The 14,982-nt window shown below is 71.2% G+C and carries 12 protein-coding genes; 6 read left to right on the top strand and 6 right to left on the bottom strand.

The window, feature by feature from the left end; translation table 11 throughout:
- Positions 1-191: 191 nt before the first annotated feature.
- The gene (locus KF837_26650) at positions 192-809 is read right to left on the bottom strand and encodes a hypothetical protein (GenBank protein MBX3230929.1); all 618 of its coding nucleotides are present in this window, start codon (positions 807-809) and stop codon (positions 192-194) included.
- Between the two features lie 84 nt (positions 810-893).
- Here KF837_26650 and KF837_26645 point away from each other — a divergent pair, with 84 nt between their 5' ends.
- Positions 894-2,099 (top strand): hypothetical protein, encoded by a 1,206-nt coding sequence (locus KF837_26645; GenBank protein ID MBX3230928.1) that lies wholly within the window; start codon positions 894-896, stop codon positions 2,097-2,099.
- A gap of 275 nt (positions 2,100-2,374) precedes the next feature.
- Positions 2,375-4,237 (top strand): hypothetical protein, encoded by a 1,863-nt coding sequence (locus tag KF837_26640; GenBank protein ID MBX3230927.1) that lies wholly within the window; start codon positions 2,375-2,377, stop codon positions 4,235-4,237.
- A 13-nt stretch (positions 4,238-4,250) separates the two neighbouring features.
- Here KF837_26640 and KF837_26635 read toward each other — a convergent pair whose 3' ends face one another.
- From KF837_26635 to KF837_26620, 4 genes are all read right to left on the bottom strand, one after another.
- Positions 4,251-5,075, bottom strand: a complete 825-nt coding sequence (locus KF837_26635) for a hypothetical protein (GenBank protein ID MBX3230926.1) — start codon at positions 5,073-5,075, stop codon at positions 4,251-4,253.
- 332 nt (positions 5,076-5,407) lie between these two features.
- Positions 5,408-6,268, bottom strand: a complete 861-nt coding sequence (locus KF837_26630; GenBank protein MBX3230925.1) for a hypothetical protein — start codon at positions 6,266-6,268, stop codon at positions 5,408-5,410.
- Between the two features lie 396 nt (positions 6,269-6,664).
- Positions 6,665-8,428 carry an RNA polymerase sigma factor RpoD gene (gene rpoD, locus KF837_26625; protein ID MBX3230924.1) on the bottom strand — a complete coding sequence of 588 codons (1,764 nt, stop codon included), beginning with the start codon at positions 8,426-8,428 and terminating at the stop codon, positions 6,665-6,667.
- A gap of 39 nt (positions 8,429-8,467) precedes the next feature.
- Positions 8,468-10,429 (bottom strand): toprim domain-containing protein, encoded by a 1,962-nt coding sequence (locus KF837_26620; GenBank protein ID MBX3230923.1) that lies wholly within the window; start codon positions 10,427-10,429, stop codon positions 8,468-8,470.
- A gap of 114 nt (positions 10,430-10,543) precedes the next feature.
- Here KF837_26620 and KF837_26615 point away from each other — a divergent pair, with 114 nt between their 5' ends.
- Positions 10,544-11,134: a sigma-70 family RNA polymerase sigma factor gene (locus tag KF837_26615; protein MBX3230922.1), complete on the top strand. Its 591-nt coding sequence runs from the start codon at positions 10,544-10,546 to the stop codon at positions 11,132-11,134.
- Complete coding sequence (locus KF837_26610) at positions 11,127-11,738, top strand: AgmX/PglI C-terminal domain-containing protein (GenBank protein ID MBX3230921.1); 612 nt, start codon at positions 11,127-11,129, stop codon at positions 11,736-11,738. The genes KF837_26615 and KF837_26610 overlap by 8 nt, the downstream gene beginning before the upstream one ends.
- A gap of 7 nt (positions 11,739-11,745) precedes the next feature.
- Here the strand turns inward: KF837_26610 and KF837_26605 are convergent, their stop codons facing one another.
- Positions 11,746-12,336 carry a TlpA family protein disulfide reductase gene (locus tag KF837_26605; protein MBX3230920.1) on the bottom strand — a complete coding sequence of 197 codons (591 nt, stop codon included), beginning with the start codon at positions 12,334-12,336 and terminating at the stop codon, positions 11,746-11,748.
- A 26-nt stretch (positions 12,337-12,362) separates the two neighbouring features.
- On the opposite strand from KF837_26605, the gene KF837_26600 reads away from it, so the two are divergent.
- Both KF837_26600 and atpD read left to right on the top strand, forming a co-directional pair.
- A complete protein-coding gene (locus tag KF837_26600) occupies positions 12,363-13,394 on the top strand; it encodes a hypothetical protein (protein ID MBX3230919.1) in 1,032 nt (343 codons plus the stop codon).
- Positions 13,395-13,508: 114 nt separating this feature from the next.
- Positions 13,509-14,978, top strand: a complete 1,470-nt coding sequence (atpD, locus tag KF837_26595) for a F0F1 ATP synthase subunit beta (protein MBX3230918.1) — start codon at positions 13,509-13,511, stop codon at positions 14,976-14,978.
- Positions 14,979-14,982 lie beyond the last annotated feature (4 nt).

Genomic DNA, 14,982 nt, shown 5'->3' with positions numbered 1-14,982 from the left:
TGCTGCGAAGGCGCGCTGCCACCGCGAGAAAAATCGTACGAAATCGGAACCGACGACGTCACCTTTCCTGCGTCGAGGAACGGCAAGGTAGGGAGCGGTCGCGGGTCGTGACGTGTCACGAGGACGACGGTGTCATCGCGTTCTGCGTGCCGGCCTTCGCAGCTCACGTCGTGCTGCGCATCGGCGGATGCCTACGGCCGTTCAGCGTCGCTGCGTCGACACAGGATCGCGATCACCCCAGCCGGGTTCCTCGCCGGTCCATCCCCCGCGATTTCGACGGCCACGTCCAGCGCGCATCCGTGGATGCAGCGCGCGAGCGGACGCGACGCCATGCCCGCTCCGTCGCACGCACGGACGATGGACGCGCGGCACGTGAAGCCGTCGTCCGAGCACACGTCGATCGAGGCGTCGTCTTCCCCGAGCACCGGTCGAGCGACAGGGGTCGCTGGGCGACAGAGCTGGCGCGCGACCACGTCGCTCGACGACGTCACCTCGACCTCCTCGTCGGCGCAGCCGCTCGCGCACGTCGCGACGACGTCCCAGGGACACACGCACGCGGCCCCTGTTTTTTCAGGGTTCACGCCCTTGACACAACTGCCAGGGAGATGCGCGACGCGCGACGCCTCGACGGCGCCGGCGCGACAGCGGAGGAGGCCGTCGGAGCAGTCGGTGCCGGTGAGATCGATCCCGCGCGCGGTCGACGCCGCCGGCTCCGGCGAGCTCTCCTGTTCCGCCAACCAACGCGCGAGGCAGCCACGCTCGCATCCGCCGAGCACGACGGCGAGGACGGCGAGCGCGACCCGACGCATGGCGATCGGAGCCTACATGGACGATCCGTGCCCCGGTCGGAATGGATGCGATGGCTCGGCACCATGTGTGCAGGAAGGTGGCCCGTGCTTCCGCGCGTATCTCGACCGTCCTTCGCCGAGGGCAACGCCGCCCCGGCCCCGACGGCGTGGAACGCAGGATCGGCGAAGGCGCTCGGCCTCCTCGGGAACGACTCCGAGTCGACCGCGACCGTGGCGCGAGCCGACCACGACGACCCTGATCACGACGACCTCGCGGAGACCGGAAAACGACCGGAGGTCGTGGACGACTTCGACGACTCGCTCGAGACCGTCCTGCGCGGCCAGAAGCGCGTCGCCTTCGACGAGGACATGGCCACCCCCGTCGGCATGAAGAAGGTCCCGCGCCCAACCTCCGATCCACCGACGGCCGCTGCTTCCGACCCGCCGAGGGTAGCCGTGCCTCGACTGGCATCCGATCCGCCGATGGCGATGGCGCGGCCCGCGTCCGACCCGCCGAGGGCCGCGATGCCTCGACCGGCATCCGATCCGCCGAGAGCCGCGATGCCTCGACCGGCATCCGCGGCATCCGATCCGCCGATGGCGATGACGATGGCGCGGCCGGCGGCTGACGCGTCCAGGCTCACGCCGCGGCCGAGCCTCGACGGTGGGGCGGCGCCGGCGTCGGGTCCGCCCGCGCTGATGTCGGACGCGGCCCCGACGCCCGCGGCCACGCCGGTCATCGTCGCGCCGGACTCCGCGCGCACGCGCATCGCGCCGATCACCGTTCCGCCGCGCGAGCAGACGCCGCGCGAGCCGATGCCGCGTGAGCTGACGGCGCGCGAGCAGACGCCGCCGCAAGGACAGCTCATCGCTCCGCTGCCCGAGGTGCTCATGCCCTCGCAGCAGCCGCGTCCGCCGCAGACGAACCCGTTGCAGCAGCTCGTGCAGAAGATGCAGGGGCTCCCTCCGCATCGCATCGCGCTCCTCGCGTCGTCGGTCCTCCTCTTCTTCGCCGTGATGTTCCTCGTCGTCCGCAGCAGCGCGCCGGCGGACGACACCACGAACGCCGCGACCGCGTTCCCGCCGCCGCCCGCGTTCGTGCCCCCGGTCGAGGTCGCTCCTCCCACGCTCGCGCCGATGGCCGCAAACGCGACCGTCATCGCGCCGCCGAGCAACCCCGCTCCCGCTCCCGCGCCCGTCACACCGGCGCCCGCGCGCGAAGCCCGCGAGCGCGAGGCGACCCCGCACGCCCACGCCGCACCGCGCCCGCCGCGCAAGCGCGCCACGATCCCGATCCACCGCGAGCAGTAAGCTTCCCGCGCCGAAACGGTTTTTCTCCCGCTCCCTGGAGCTCCCCGTCGGGAACGACGCGAAGCTTCGGGGTGGGCGTCGGACGAAGCCAGACGCCGCGCTGTTGCTTCGGGTCGAGCGCCGCGTTCGGGAAAGGGGCTGGGGCCTCGTGATAGACTCGCGCGATGGCAGCGGTGAAGCGCGAATCGGCTCGGCCGCCCGGGAATTCCCCGGGTTCCGCGCGTCCCCCGGCTCCGCCGGATGCGTCGCATCCCCCGATCGCGGGGCCGCCGCCCGTGCCGGCGCGACGACCGGCGCCGGCCGGGAATCCGCTCGGCGCGCCCCGGCCGATCGCGGCGGCGCGTCCGGCGGGCGCTCCGCCGATCGCGCGCACGCCGATCTCGCCGGCGCGCGCGCCCGCGGGAGGCTCGGCCGCGCCGCGACCTCCTCCGAACGCGACGTCACGCGCGCCGGTCCCTCGCCAGCCGGCGATGACGGGACCGCAGCCGCGTCCGCCCGGCGCGCGGCCTCCGCCGCTGCCGCCGCCGTCTTCGCGCAAGCCGCAGCTCCCTCCCGCCGAGCTGCCGGAGCCGGACGACGACGCCACGAGCCTGATGAACCGCGCCCGCATCGACGGCCTCATGCGCCAGGCGCCCGCGCGCACGGCGCGACCGCAGGTCGACGTCGTGCCCCCCGGCCAGCGCAGCGGCAACGAGCGAACCGCGACCGCGATCCTCCCCGAAGGGGCGCGACCGCCCCCCGTCCCCGCCCGCGGCACGAACACGAGCGGCGGCTTCTCCCGCGCACCCGCGCCGGGACCGGGCCAGAGCTACTCGCGCGTCCCCGCCCCCGCGCCCGGCCAGAGCTACTCGCGCGCGCCCGGCCAGAGCCACGCACGCGCGCCAGCTCCCGGCCACGCGCGCGCGCCGGCGCCCGGACCGGACCAGAGCTACGCGCCCGGCCAGAGCCACGCACGCGCGCCAGCGCCCGGACCGGACCAGAGCTACGCGCCCGGCCAGAGCCACGCGCGCGCACCAGCGCCCGGATCGGACCAGAGCTACGCGCCCGGCCAGAGCCACGCGCGCGCGCCAGCGCCCGGATCGGACCAGAGCTACGCCCCCGGCCCCGGCCAGAGCTACGCGCGCGCGCCGGCGCCCGGACCAGGCCAGAGCTACTCGCGTGTTCCAGGCCAGAGCTACTCGCGCGCGCCGCAAGAGCGCGCGATGCCGGAGCCGCAGCGGCGCGCGCCGTCGGAGCGGCCGCCGCAAGAGCGCGCGCTGCCGGAGTCGGTCGGCGCGATCGCGCTTCCGCGTCCGCCCGTCCAGGCCGTCCCGGCGCAGCGCACCACCCGCTCGACCGCGCGAAACATGCAGGGTGCAACCAGTCAAGCGCCGGTCCCGTCGCTCGACGATCTCGTCCCGCAGCGGCGGAGCGACCGGCCGACGTTCGGCCGTGCCCCGAGCCAGCGCCCGCCGACGAGCCATCGCTCGGTGCCGCCGCGCGAGCGTCCGCGCTTCGCCGATCGCACGCCGGAGGCCCGCCCGCCGGGCTACGGGCTCCCGCAGCCGGACTCGCTCGGACGCCTCCCCGCCCCTCGCTACGACCCACCCGCGGAGATCCCCTTCCCCTCCCCGTCGCAGCTCCCCCCGGGCCCCGACGAGACGCAGGCGATGATGCGCGGGCCCTACGCCAGCAGCCCCGGCGAGTACTACCCGCAAGGCAACACCGCGCCGCTCCCGCGCAACTTCGCGCCGCCGCCGGCGGCAGACACGTTCCGCGATCAGCGCGACCCGAACGAGTACTACCCCCATCTCCACGCGCAGCAGATGCAACAGCAGGCGCGCGCGGCGTCGGTCCAACCGCAACCGCCGCCGCACGCTCCGCCGCCGGGATACCCGGCCCCGTCGAGCCCGCTCCATCCGATGCACCTGCACGCGCAGGCCGCGCACGTGCAGGTCCGCAGCGTGCCCCCGACGCCGCTGCGGCTGCCGTCGACGATGCCGGCGGCGGGCCCCGTTCCGGTCGGAGCGGCGATCGCGACGGCGGCGTTCCCGTCGATCGAGGCGCCGGTCGAGGCGCCGAGCGTCTTCGGCCTCTTCCTCTTCGCGGCGCCGCTCGCGATCGGGACGCTCGCCGTCGCCGCGCTCGCGCTGATGTGAAGCGCGCTCGCGATCAGGGCTTCGAGAAGCTCAGGACGATGAGCTGATAGGAGGTGACCCCCTCCGCCGTGGCGCGGACGATGAGCGTGCGACGCGCGGGGCCGCTCGTGAGGTCCTCGCCGCCGAGCGCGAAGTCCGCCGCCGCGATCTGGAGACCGTCTTCGACCTCCCCCTTCTTCGTCGCCGCGTCGTACGCGTCGGCGATCGTCTCCGGCGACGCGGCGCCGCTGAGCTGCCCGTGGTGAATCGCGTAGTCGTCGCCCGGACGCGAGCCGACGTTGAGCGTCGCGAAGCCGCTCACCTCGGCGACGACGTCGTCGATGTCGGTCGTGAGCGCGAAGGCCGAGAGATCGACGGTGTCGTTCGGCGCGTCGACGTTGCCCACGACGACGGTCGACGACTGCGTCGCGAACGTGCCCTGCTTCGAGCCGGAGATCGAGGTGTTCGGGTCGTCGGAGACGATGACGTCGATCGTGAAGTCGGCGCTGAACGCGAGCGAGTCGATCCTCGCGTTGCCGTAGAAGTCGACCGGATCCTCCACGTCGTCCTTGAACGCGGAGGCCTCCTCGGCGTAGCTCTGCGCGAGCTCGATCGCGGGGCCGGCGCCGTAGACCGTGCTGCCGACGACGACCTCCGTCACCGTCAGGCGGCACGTGGCGTTGTTCTTGATGACGTACAGCTCGGGATGGGCGAGCGAGCCGCCGTTGGGCGATGCGCTCCAGGGATCGCCGTCCGTATGATCGGCGCACGCCGAGCCGTACGTCCCGTTGATCGACGTGATCTCCGCCGCGACGAGCGCGCTCGAGGCGCGGTTCGTGACTGCGATCTTCGGCGTCACACGCTCGTCGCTCGGAGCGGACGAGCACCCCACTACGGAAGCAGCGAGAACCGTGAGGCAAGCGAAGATCGAACGGCTACGGATCAGGGAGAGATTCACTTTGAGCACCAACTTTCGGGTCGTTCGCAGCCGCGCCGGCGTCCATCGCCGTGTATCGACTGCGTCCTTCGGGGAGGGTGGAACGACCGCCGGTCCTCCTCGTTCAGGTCATGCGCGGCGCGCGCCACGGGGTTCCGCGTGCTTGGCGGAGCGGCTTCCGACGAGCCGTCGCCTCGCGCGCACGAACCGCTCGTTTTTACCGATTTCGACGATGTAACCGTTGCGGCGGAGAGCTACTGCTCGAAGCAGTAGAGGCGCGGATCGGTGCGGTTGCACTCCTGGAGGTAGATGTACGTCCAATCCGCGCTGGTCGAGCTCGTCACGCCCACCGCGACAGGGAACGATCCGTTCGAGGCGCTCGAGAAGTTGACGCAGCCTCCGCCGTTGAAGAGGTTTCCGCCGGTGCTGGTGCCGGTCCACACCTCTCGCGCCTCCGTGAGCCGCTGGCGGGTCTCGTCGACGTCGATCGTCGTCCGGATCGCGCCGTCGGTGAGGTCGGTCCAGTCGTTCGCGACGATCCTACCGTCGAGGAGGCGATACGGAATCGTCGCGTGCACGAGGCGGCTGCTCGCAGACGAGCCGCTCACCGAGAGCCACGCGCGCCACGTCCCGCCGAGGTTGCGCGCGCTCGCGAGCCGCTCGCACTCCGCGTCGGCCCCGGTCGCGCCGGCGATGTTGGCCGTGTGCTGCGTGCTCGTGACGAAGACTCGATGCGCGTCCACGCACGCCCCCTCGACGCAGAGCCGGCGCGCGACCGCGCCGCGACATGCGCCGCACGGATCCGCGGGCTGGAGGATCGCGCCATCGTCACCGGCGTCGTCGACGCTCGAGCCGCCGTCGCCACCGCTCGAGCCGCCACCGCTCGAGCCGCCGCCGCTCGAGCCGCCGCCGCTCGAGCCGCCGCCGTTCGAGCCGCCGCTGCCGCTCGAGCCGCCGTCGTCGAGCTCGACGCGCGGGCCGGAACCGGAGTCGGGCCCCGACGCCGCGCCGCCAGCGGGAACCTCGTCCGGCGGCACGAGCGTGCCCACGACGTCGAGCCCGCACGCAGCAAGCACGAACACGCCGCCGATCGCGATCGAGTCGGACACCCGCATGTCGATCCATCAGCCTACGGCGATAATTCCACGCCGACAAACCGCACCAGACGCGCCCGCGATTTCCGCCGCCGCCGCACATCGAGCGTAGGGTCAATGACAAACGCCGCCCGGAAGCGTCCGCGCATGCGGGTGCGAAGCCGTGTCTGGCGTGGGGGCCCCCGACGTTCGGGCCGGGGCCCCAGAAGCGGCCGCGCATGCGGTTGCGAAGCAACCCTCGCGCTCCGCGCGAGGGCCGTGTCTGGGGTGGGGGTGTCGGGGGCAACGCACCCGACGTTGGGGCCGGGGCCCCAGAAGCGGCCGCGCATGCGGTTGCGAAGCAACCCTCGCGCTCCGCGCGAGGGCCGTGTCTGGGGTGGGGGTGTCGGGGGCAACGCCCCCGACGTTGCGTGAGACTCAGCTCTCGATGAAGCTCTTGAGCTGCTTGCTGCGGCTCGGGTGGCGGAGCTTCCGGAGCGCCTTCGCCTCGATCTGGCGGATGCGTTCGCGTGTGACCTCGAAGTCCTGGCCGACCTCCTCGAGGGTGTGGTCGGACTTCTCGCCGATGCCGAAGCGCATGCGGAGGACCTTCTCCTCGCGCGGCGTCAGCGTCTTCAAGACCTTCCGCGTTTGCTCCGCGAGGTTCATGTTGATGACCGCCTCGGCCGGGCTGACCACCGACTTGTCCTCGATGAAGTCGCCGAGATGCGAATCTTCCTCCTCGCCGATCGGGGTCTCGAGCGAGATGGGCTCCTTCGCGATCTTGAGGACCTTCCGCACCTTGTCGAGCGGGAGCTCCATCTTCTCCGCGATCTCCTCCGGCGTCGGCTCGCGGCCGTACTCCTGGACGAGGTAGCGGCTCGTGCGAATGAGCTTGTTGATCGTCTCGATCATGTGGACCGGGATGCGGATCGTCCGCGCCTGGTCCGCGATCGCGCGCGTGATCGCCTGCCGGATCCACCACGTCGCGTAGGTCGAGAACTTGTAGCCGCGCTTGTACTCGAACTTGTCGACCGCCTTCATGAGGCCGATGTTGCCCTCCTGGATCAGGTCCAGGAACTGGAGGCCGCGGTTCGTGTACTTCTTCGCGATCGAGACCACGAGGCGGAGGTTCGCCTCGACGAGCTCCGCCTTCGCGCGCTCGGCGATGCGCTCGCCCGTGCGGATCGCCTCGTAGGTCTCGCGGAGCGCCTTGATGTCGAGCTGGAGCTCCTCCTCGACCTTGCGCAGGTTCTTGAGCGACGCGGAGTGGTTCGCGATGACCTCCTCCGACGTGACGCCGTACTTCCGCTTGAACTTCTTCTCGCCGGCGGCGTCGCCCTTGGCCGCGCGCGCCTCCTTGCGGAGCTGATCCCAGTCGACGCCGGTGCGCTTCTCGAGCTCGGTCGAGCCCGACTCCGCGCGCTCGACCTTCTGGATGAGGGAGCGGAGCTTGAGGACGATCTTGTCGATCGTCTTCTTGTTGAGACGCATCTCCTCGAGCGTCTCGACCATCTTCACGCGGTTGTTCTCGATCTCCGTCTCGATGCCCTTCTTGCGAGAGGCAGCGCACGTCTCGAGCTGCGTGGTGAGGTCCTGCGCGACCTTGTCGAGGTGCTTCACCTTGTCGATGAGGCGAAGGATGCGGCGGTCCGCCTCCTCCTCGTCGAACTCGGCGTTGTCGTCGTCGGCGTCGCGGATGATGTCCTTGACGCGGATCTTGTGCTTCCGGAGCTTGTCGCCGAGATCGATGATCTCGCGCACCGCGACCGGCGACGCCAGGATGGCGCCGAGGATCATGTGCTCGCCCTGCTCGATGCGCTTCGCGATCTCGACCTCGCCCTCGCGCGTGAGCAGCGAGACGCTGCCCATCTTGCGGAGGTACATGCGGACCGGATCGTTCGACTTCGAGTAGTAGCTCGAGTCCTCGTCTTCCTTCTCCGGCTGGCGCGCGACCGTCTTGTGCTCGGCCGCCGTCTCTTCGACGATGCGCTTCGGGGCGATCTTGACCTGGGTGGCCGCGTCGACGATCTCGATGTCCTCGTCGCCGAGGACGCCCATCACGTCGTCCATCTGATCGACGGACACATCGGCCGGGAGGCTCTCGTTGACCTCGTCGTACGTCATGAAGCCTTTGGCTTTGCCGTTCTCGACGATCTCCTTCGTGCCCTGCCCGTTACCGTTCCGATTCTTTGTCGCCATGGTGCTGTTGTTTCTTTCCTTTGGCGTGTGTCTGTCGGCTCAGGCCTTGATGCCCTGCTTCGCGCGGAGCATTTCGGATGCTTCTTTGAGAAGATCCCGCTGAGCGTCGTAATCCCCCTGCGCTCGGTACATCTCGCGGGAGTTCTGAGCGGCGCTCTGCGACAGAACGAGGCTCTTTAGCTGTTTTGCGTTCCTGAGCAAGTGATCCTTTGCGGCGGATTGACTCTCCGACGCCGAGTCGGCCAGGCGCTGACGCGCGAAGCCCTCGTAAGAAGGGGGCACCGCCCCCAAAAAAGCATCGATATCCAAGCGATTTTGTTCAAAATTCCAGGCGCGACGGAGCGCTACGAGCAAGGTGACGCTCGGCCCCTCGAGGTCGTCGAGCGCTTCCTCGACCTCGGGGTCGGCCAGGAGCTGCGGCCACTCGATGAGGGCCGCGAGCATCGCCCGGCGGAGCTCGGAGCCGGGCGGCTTGGGGGCGAGGCGCTTCTTCTCGGCCTCGCGCGACGGCTTCTGCAGCGCGCGCGGGACCTCGCCGCGAGCGCGGGCGTCGGCCTCCTGCTGGCGGAGCGTGCGCTCGAGCGCGGCGAGGATCGGGGTCGCGTGCTGATCGTCCTGACCGACGCGGAGCCCGTGGAGATCGAGCCGCGCCCCGACCGCCTGCTCGGCGAACGCGCGCAGCTCCATGTGCACGATCGGGTCGTCCTCCTCCGCGAGGATCTGGACCACGCGCGAGACGCGCTCGCGCCGCTCGAAGACGTCGCCCTGATTGAAGGTCTCGTCGAGCTCCATCTCGATGAGCGCCTCGAGGTAGCCGCGAGCGGACTTCACGAGGTCCGTGATCGCCTGCGGCCCGCGCGTGCGCGCGACCTCGTCGGGATCGCTCCCCGGCGGCAGCGACGCCACGCGCGCGCTCATGCCGGCGCTGCGGATCGGATCGCGCGAGAGGCGCACCGCCTTCTTGCCCGCGGCGTCTCCATCGAGGAGGAACACGACCGAGGGCGCGAAGCGGCGGAGGAGCTTCGCCTGCTCGGGCGTGAACGCCGTGCCGAGGATGCCGACGACGTTGTCGATCTTCCGCGCGTGCAGCGACACGACGTCGAAGTTGCCCTCGACCAGCACCGCGACCCCCGCCTGGCGCACCGCGTGCCGCGCCTGATGGATGCCGAAGAGCATCTGCCCCTTCGTGTAGATCGGGCTCTCGGGGGAGTTGATGTACTTCGGCGGAGGACCGGTGTCCTTCGGCGCGATGTAGCGGAGCGCGGAGCGCGAGACCTGCTCCTGTGGCGCGGGCTCCGCGGGGAGGTCCGCGAGCGCGCGACCGCTGAAGGCGACGACGCGGCCCTGCGGGTCCATCACCGCGAACATGAGGCGGTGGCGGAAGCGATCGTAGTAGCCCGAGCCGCTCGAGCGCGGGACGAGGAGGCCGACCGTCTCCGCCGCGGACGGCGACACGCCCTGCGCCTTCAGGAACTGCGCGAGGCCGTCCCAGCCGGAAGGCGCGTAGCCGATGCGGAAGGCCTGGAGGACGTCGGCGTCTTTCTCCGGCGAGAGGTCGCGCTTCGCGAGCTCGTCGAGCGCGTAGGAGCGGTGCTCGTGCTTGCGGAGCTGCTCCTCCCAGAACGTGGCCGCGAGCGCGTTGACGGCGTAGAGCTCGTCCCGCGCCTTCTTCTGGCGATCGGACTCCGTGAACGCCGACGAGTCCTTCGACTCCTCGACCGCGATGCCGGCGCGCTCCGCGAGGGCCCGCACCGCCTCGGGGAACGTGTAGCCCTCGTGCTTGATGAGGAAGTCGATGGCGGAGCCCGACTCCTTGCAGCCGAAGCAGTGGAAAAAACCACGGTCGGGGTTCACGTGGAAGCTGCCCGTCTTCTCCTTGTGGAACGGGCAGAGCCCGACGAACGAGCGCCCGCGCCGCTTGAGCGACGGCACCGCCTCCTGGATGATCGCGAGGATGTCGGTGCGCTCTTTGACGAGCGCGATGGTCTCCTGCGAGATCACGCATTGGCGATAGGCGTCCGCCCGCGGATGGTCAAGCTCGCAGCACTTCCCACGGCTTATGCACAACCTTCCCGCCCGCCCGATATGTTCGGCCGAGCTGCACGTTCTCCATCCATGCTGCTCGCCCGCCAGGGCCCCTTGCCGCTCACGACACCGCATCGAGGACCCGACTGGGACGCGCTGATCGCCGAGCACGATCGGCGCGTGCTGCTCACGCTCCTCGCGCGCGGCGTCCGGATCGATCGCGCCCGCGACATCACGCAAGAGACGTGGGCGCGCCTCATCGCGCACCAGCGCGCCGGGCGCATCCTGCACGTCGAGCTGCCGGGGCTCGCGCTCCGGCAGGCGTTCTTCCTCCTCGGCGACGAGCTCCGAAGAGGCCGCCGCGACGCCGCGGTGACGGACGAGGAGCTCCGCGCGATCTCGGATCCCGCGCCGAACGTGCTCGATCGCCTCGTCAGCCGCTCGCAGCTCGAGGTCGCGAGCGCCGAGCTCGATCGCTGCTCGCCCAAGGCGCGCGAGGTCTTCGAGCTCGTCTACGCCGACGAGGCGATCACGCACGCCGAGGCCGCGAAGCGCGTCGGGCTCAGCGTGCAGCGCGTCCGGCAGACCCTCTGCGAGGTGCGCGCCCGCCTCCGCGCCGCCCTCGCGGACAAACCCGTCGACACCAACTTCTCCCGCGCCACCGAGGTCTCCGATGACTGAGCATCCGTCCGCGATCACGATCGAAGGGCTCGCGATCGGCGCGATCGACGACGAGGAGGTCGTCGCGCACTGCGCCGCGTGCGACGCGTGCGCGGCGGCGCTCGCGCGCGAGGCCCGCCTCGAGCTCGCGCTCGGCGAGCTCCACGCGTTCCGGCGCGCGTCCCCTCGCCGCTCGCCGCTCGTGCTCTTCGTCGCGCCGATCGTCCTCGCCGCGGCGGCGGCGATCCTGTTCGCGATCCGGAGCGCGCCCGCGGCCGGGCCCGAGCTCGCGGAGATGCGCGCGGAGCCTGCGGTCGCGAGCGCGGCGAGCGCCGGCAACGAGGCGCCCCCCGGCGCGGAGGACGTCATCGCGAAGCTCCGCCCGCAGTTCCGTCGCTGCCACCAGGACGGCCTCGCGAGAGGTGAGCCGACCGACGGCAAGGTGGTGCTCCGCGCCGAGATCGCCCCCGACGGCAGGGTTCGCGAGGCCCTCGTCCTCTCGAACAGCGGCCTGTCGGACGAGGTCGCCGCCTGCCTCGCGCGCGCCCTCGGCGCCGCGAGCTTCCCCGCGACCGGCGACGACCGCGCGCTGGTCGTCCCCGTGGCCTTCGTCGCGAAGCGATGAGCTCCGATCAGAGGAGGGACGCGACCTCGTTCGCGAGCGCGATGGAGTCCTCCGGATGACGATACCCGGCGTGCACGAAGCGGACGATCCCCGCGCGGTCGACGACGAAGGTGGTCGGCATGATGGGGACCTTCCAGCACTCGGCCGCCTCGTGCTTGCCGTCCCACGCGACGCGGTACGTGAGGCCGAGCTCGCGCACGAACGCCGGGATGGGCGGCTCGTCGTCGTCGACGGAGACCGCGACGACGTTCAGGCCCTCCGCCCCCAAGCGCGTGTGGAAGACCTGCAGGTTGCGCATCGCGGCCACGCACGGCGCGCACCACGTCGCCCAGAAGTGGAGCACCGTCACCTTGCCGGGCTCGATCGCGACGCCGCGATCGTCGATCGACGAAGCCACGAGCGGCGGCGCGGCCTCACCCGCCGTCGCGCCGCCGCACGTGCCGACGGCGCGGTCGGCCGTCGCTCGCAGCGCGACCGGCGGCGGCGCGCCCGCGTCCGGCATCTTCGGGACGTCGAGCTCCGCCGCGCGCGGCGGCGACGACGGAGACGGCGCGCACGCCAGGAGCACGAGCGAGAGCACGCCGGGTCGCCAACGCATGGAGCGCAGGATAGCCTGCAGCACCCATGCGACCGATCGCCCGCGCGCTGTTCGTCGCCACGTCGGCGGGCGTCGTCGCGCTCCACGGCTGCGGCCTCGACCTGACGGGTACGGGCGCCCCCGAGGACGGCGCGGTGCCCATCGACGCCGCGGCCCCGACCGACGCGACGCCCGCCGACGCGACGCCCGCCGACGCGACGCCCGCCGACGCGGCGCCTCCGCTCGACGCCGCGCCTCCGCTCGACGCCGCGCCTCCGCTCGACGCCGCGCCGGACGCCGATCCCCCGCCGGCGTGCGAATGCGCCGTCGACGCGCCGGCGGGCTGGACGCACGTGGCGATCGCCGCCGATCCCGGCGCTCCGTGCGCCGGCGATCTCGCGGCGACCGACCACGTGAGCGCCCCCGTCGCCGAGGCCGGCGCGTGCACGTGCGCGGAGTGCACCGTCACCGCGACGCCCTCCTGCAACAGCGGCACGTACGGCAGCAGGTACAACTACGGCGGCACGGCGAGCTGCGGCTCGACCGGCGCGTCGCACACCGTCAACGACGGCGGCTGCGTGAACGACGGCAACACGCTCGCCGACTACCACCGCGTGACCGGTCCGCAGCCGTCGGGGCCCGCGACCTGCACGTCCGCGCCGATCTCGAACCCTGCCGCCGTGAGGACGACCGCGGTCCGCGCGTGCTCCACCAAGGCGGGCGGGACGACGTGCGTGTGCGCCCCGACGGCGGGCTTCGCCGTGTGCCTCCGCGCCGCTGGCGATCAGGCCTGCCCTGCCAGCCTCCCGAACAAGCGGCTCGTCGGTGCCAGCGCGACCGTGAGCTGCGGCGCCTGCTCCTGCACCGCGCAGGGGACCTGCGGCGGGACGATCACGTACTACCAGGGCGCGAACTGCAACAACCCGGTCGCGACGATCGACGACCTGGAGTGCAAGGCGGTGGCGGCGAGCTCGTACAACTCACGCCGCTTCAACGCGATCCCGCGCGTGACCTGCAGCGTCGGCGCGTCGACGCCGGCGCCGGCGCTCACCGAACCGAGCACGATCTGCTGCCCCTGACGGGCGTTCAGTCCGACGCGATTGAACGGCGGAAAGCTCCATGTTAGAGCGCGCGCCGTCTCGTCTTTCTGGGGCATCGGCCCTAGCAAGCGTGCACAAGGAGCCCGCTCAGATATGAATTCGCCCTCCGTTGGCGCCGCCGGCAAAGGCAAGGTCGTTCAGGTCATCGGTCCCGTCGTCGACGTCGAGTTCGCGGACGGCAAGCTCCCGAAGATCTTGAACGCGCTCAAGGTTTCGAACCCCGGCATCTCGAAGGACGCGGACAACCTCACCCTCGAGGTCGCGCAGCACCTCGGCGAGAACACCGTCCGCGCGATCGCGATGGACACCTCCGACGGCCTCGTCCGCGGCATGGAAGTCCGCGACACCGGCAACCCGATCGCGATGCCGGTCGGCCCCGAGTGCCTCGGCCGCATCCTCAACGTCGTCGGCGAGCCCGTCGACGAGGCCGGGCCCGTCCAGGCGAAGCGCTCGTCTCCGATCCACAAGCCCCCGCCGCTCTTCCAGGACCAGTCGACCAAGATCGAGGTCTTCGAGACCGGAATCAAGGTTATCGACCTTCTCGCGCCTTACAGGAAAGGCGGCAAAATCGGCCTCTTCGGGGGAGCCGGCGTCGGCAAGACCGTCCTCATCCAGGAGCTGATCAACAACGTCGCGAAGGCGCACGGCGGCGTCTCCTGCTTCGCCGGCGTCGGCGAGCGCACGCGCGAGGGCAACGACCTCTTCCTCGAGATGAAGTCGGCGCTCCTCGAGTCGGGCGAGCCCGTCATCTCGAAGACCTCGCTCGTCTTCGGGCAAATGAACGAGCCCCCCGGCGCGCGCGCCCGCGTCGCGCTCTCCGCCCTCACCGTCGCCGAGTACTTCCGCGACGAAGAGGGCCAGGACGTCCTCCTCTTCATCGACAACATCTTCCGGTTCACGCAGGCCGGCTCGGAGGTGTCCGCCCTCCTCGGCCGTATCCCCTCCGCCGTCGGCTACCAGCCCACGCTCTCGACCGAGATGGGCGCGCTCCAGGAGCGCATCACCTCGACGAACAAGGGCTCCATCACGAGCATCCAGGCGGTGTACGTCCCCGCCGACGACCTCACCGACCCCGCGCCCGCGACGACGTTCGCGCACCTCGACGGCACGACCGTCCTCTCGCGCGATCTCGCCGCGCTCGGCATCTACCCCGCCGTCGACCCGCTCGACTCGACGTCGACCCTCCTCGACCCGAACGTCCTCGGGCAGGAGCACTACGACGTCGCGCGCAAGGTCCAGTCGACGCTCCAGAAGTACAAGGACCTCCAGGACATCATCGCGATCCTCGGCATGGACGAGCTGTCGGAGGAGGACAAGCTCACCGTCTCGCGCGCGCGCAAGATCCAGCGCTTCCTCTCGCAGCCGTTCTTCGTCGCCGCCCAGTTCACGGGCTCGCCCGGCAAGTACGTCCCGCTCAAGGAGACGATCGCGGGCTTCAAGGAGATCCTCGCCGGCAAGTTCGACGACGACGCCGAGTACCCGGAGCAGGCCTTCTACCTGGTCGGCAACATCGAGGAGATGAAGGCGAAGGCCCAGGACCTCCTCAAGAAGTCGAAGAAGTAAGGCC

Origin of the sequence: Labilithrix sp. (assembly GCA_019637155.1) — a bacterium.
Classification (GTDB): Bacteria; Myxococcota_A; Polyangia; order Polyangiales; family Polyangiaceae; genus Labilithrix.
This window is presented reverse-complemented; position numbering and strand designations above follow the sequence as displayed.

Coding starts and splice junctions, on each gene's coding strand:
- KF837_26600 (MBX3230919.1), top strand. CDS start 12,363: ATGCGACCGATCGCCCGCGCGCTGTTCGTCGCCACGTCGGCGGGCGTC.
- KF837_26610 (MBX3230921.1), top strand. CDS start 11,127: ATGACTGAGCATCCGTCCGCGATCACGATCGAAGGGCTCGCGATCGGC.
- KF837_26630 (MBX3230925.1), bottom strand. CDS start 6,268: ATGCGGGTGTCCGACTCGATCGCGATCGGCGGCGTGTTCGTGCTTGCT.
- KF837_26650 (MBX3230929.1), bottom strand. CDS start 809: ATGCGTCGGGTCGCGCTCGCCGTCCTCGCCGTCGTGCTCGGCGGATGC.
- atpD (MBX3230918.1), top strand. CDS start 13,509: ATGAATTCGCCCTCCGTTGGCGCCGCCGGCAAAGGCAAGGTCGTTCAG.
- KF837_26605 (MBX3230920.1), bottom strand. CDS start 12,336: ATGCGTTGGCGACCCGGCGTGCTCTCGCTCGTGCTCCTGGCGTGCGCG.
- rpoD (MBX3230924.1), bottom strand. CDS start 8,428: ATGGCGACAAAGAATCGGAACGGTAACGGGCAGGGCACGAAGGAGATC.
- KF837_26615 (MBX3230922.1), top strand. CDS start 10,544: ATGCTGCTCGCCCGCCAGGGCCCCTTGCCGCTCACGACACCGCATCGA.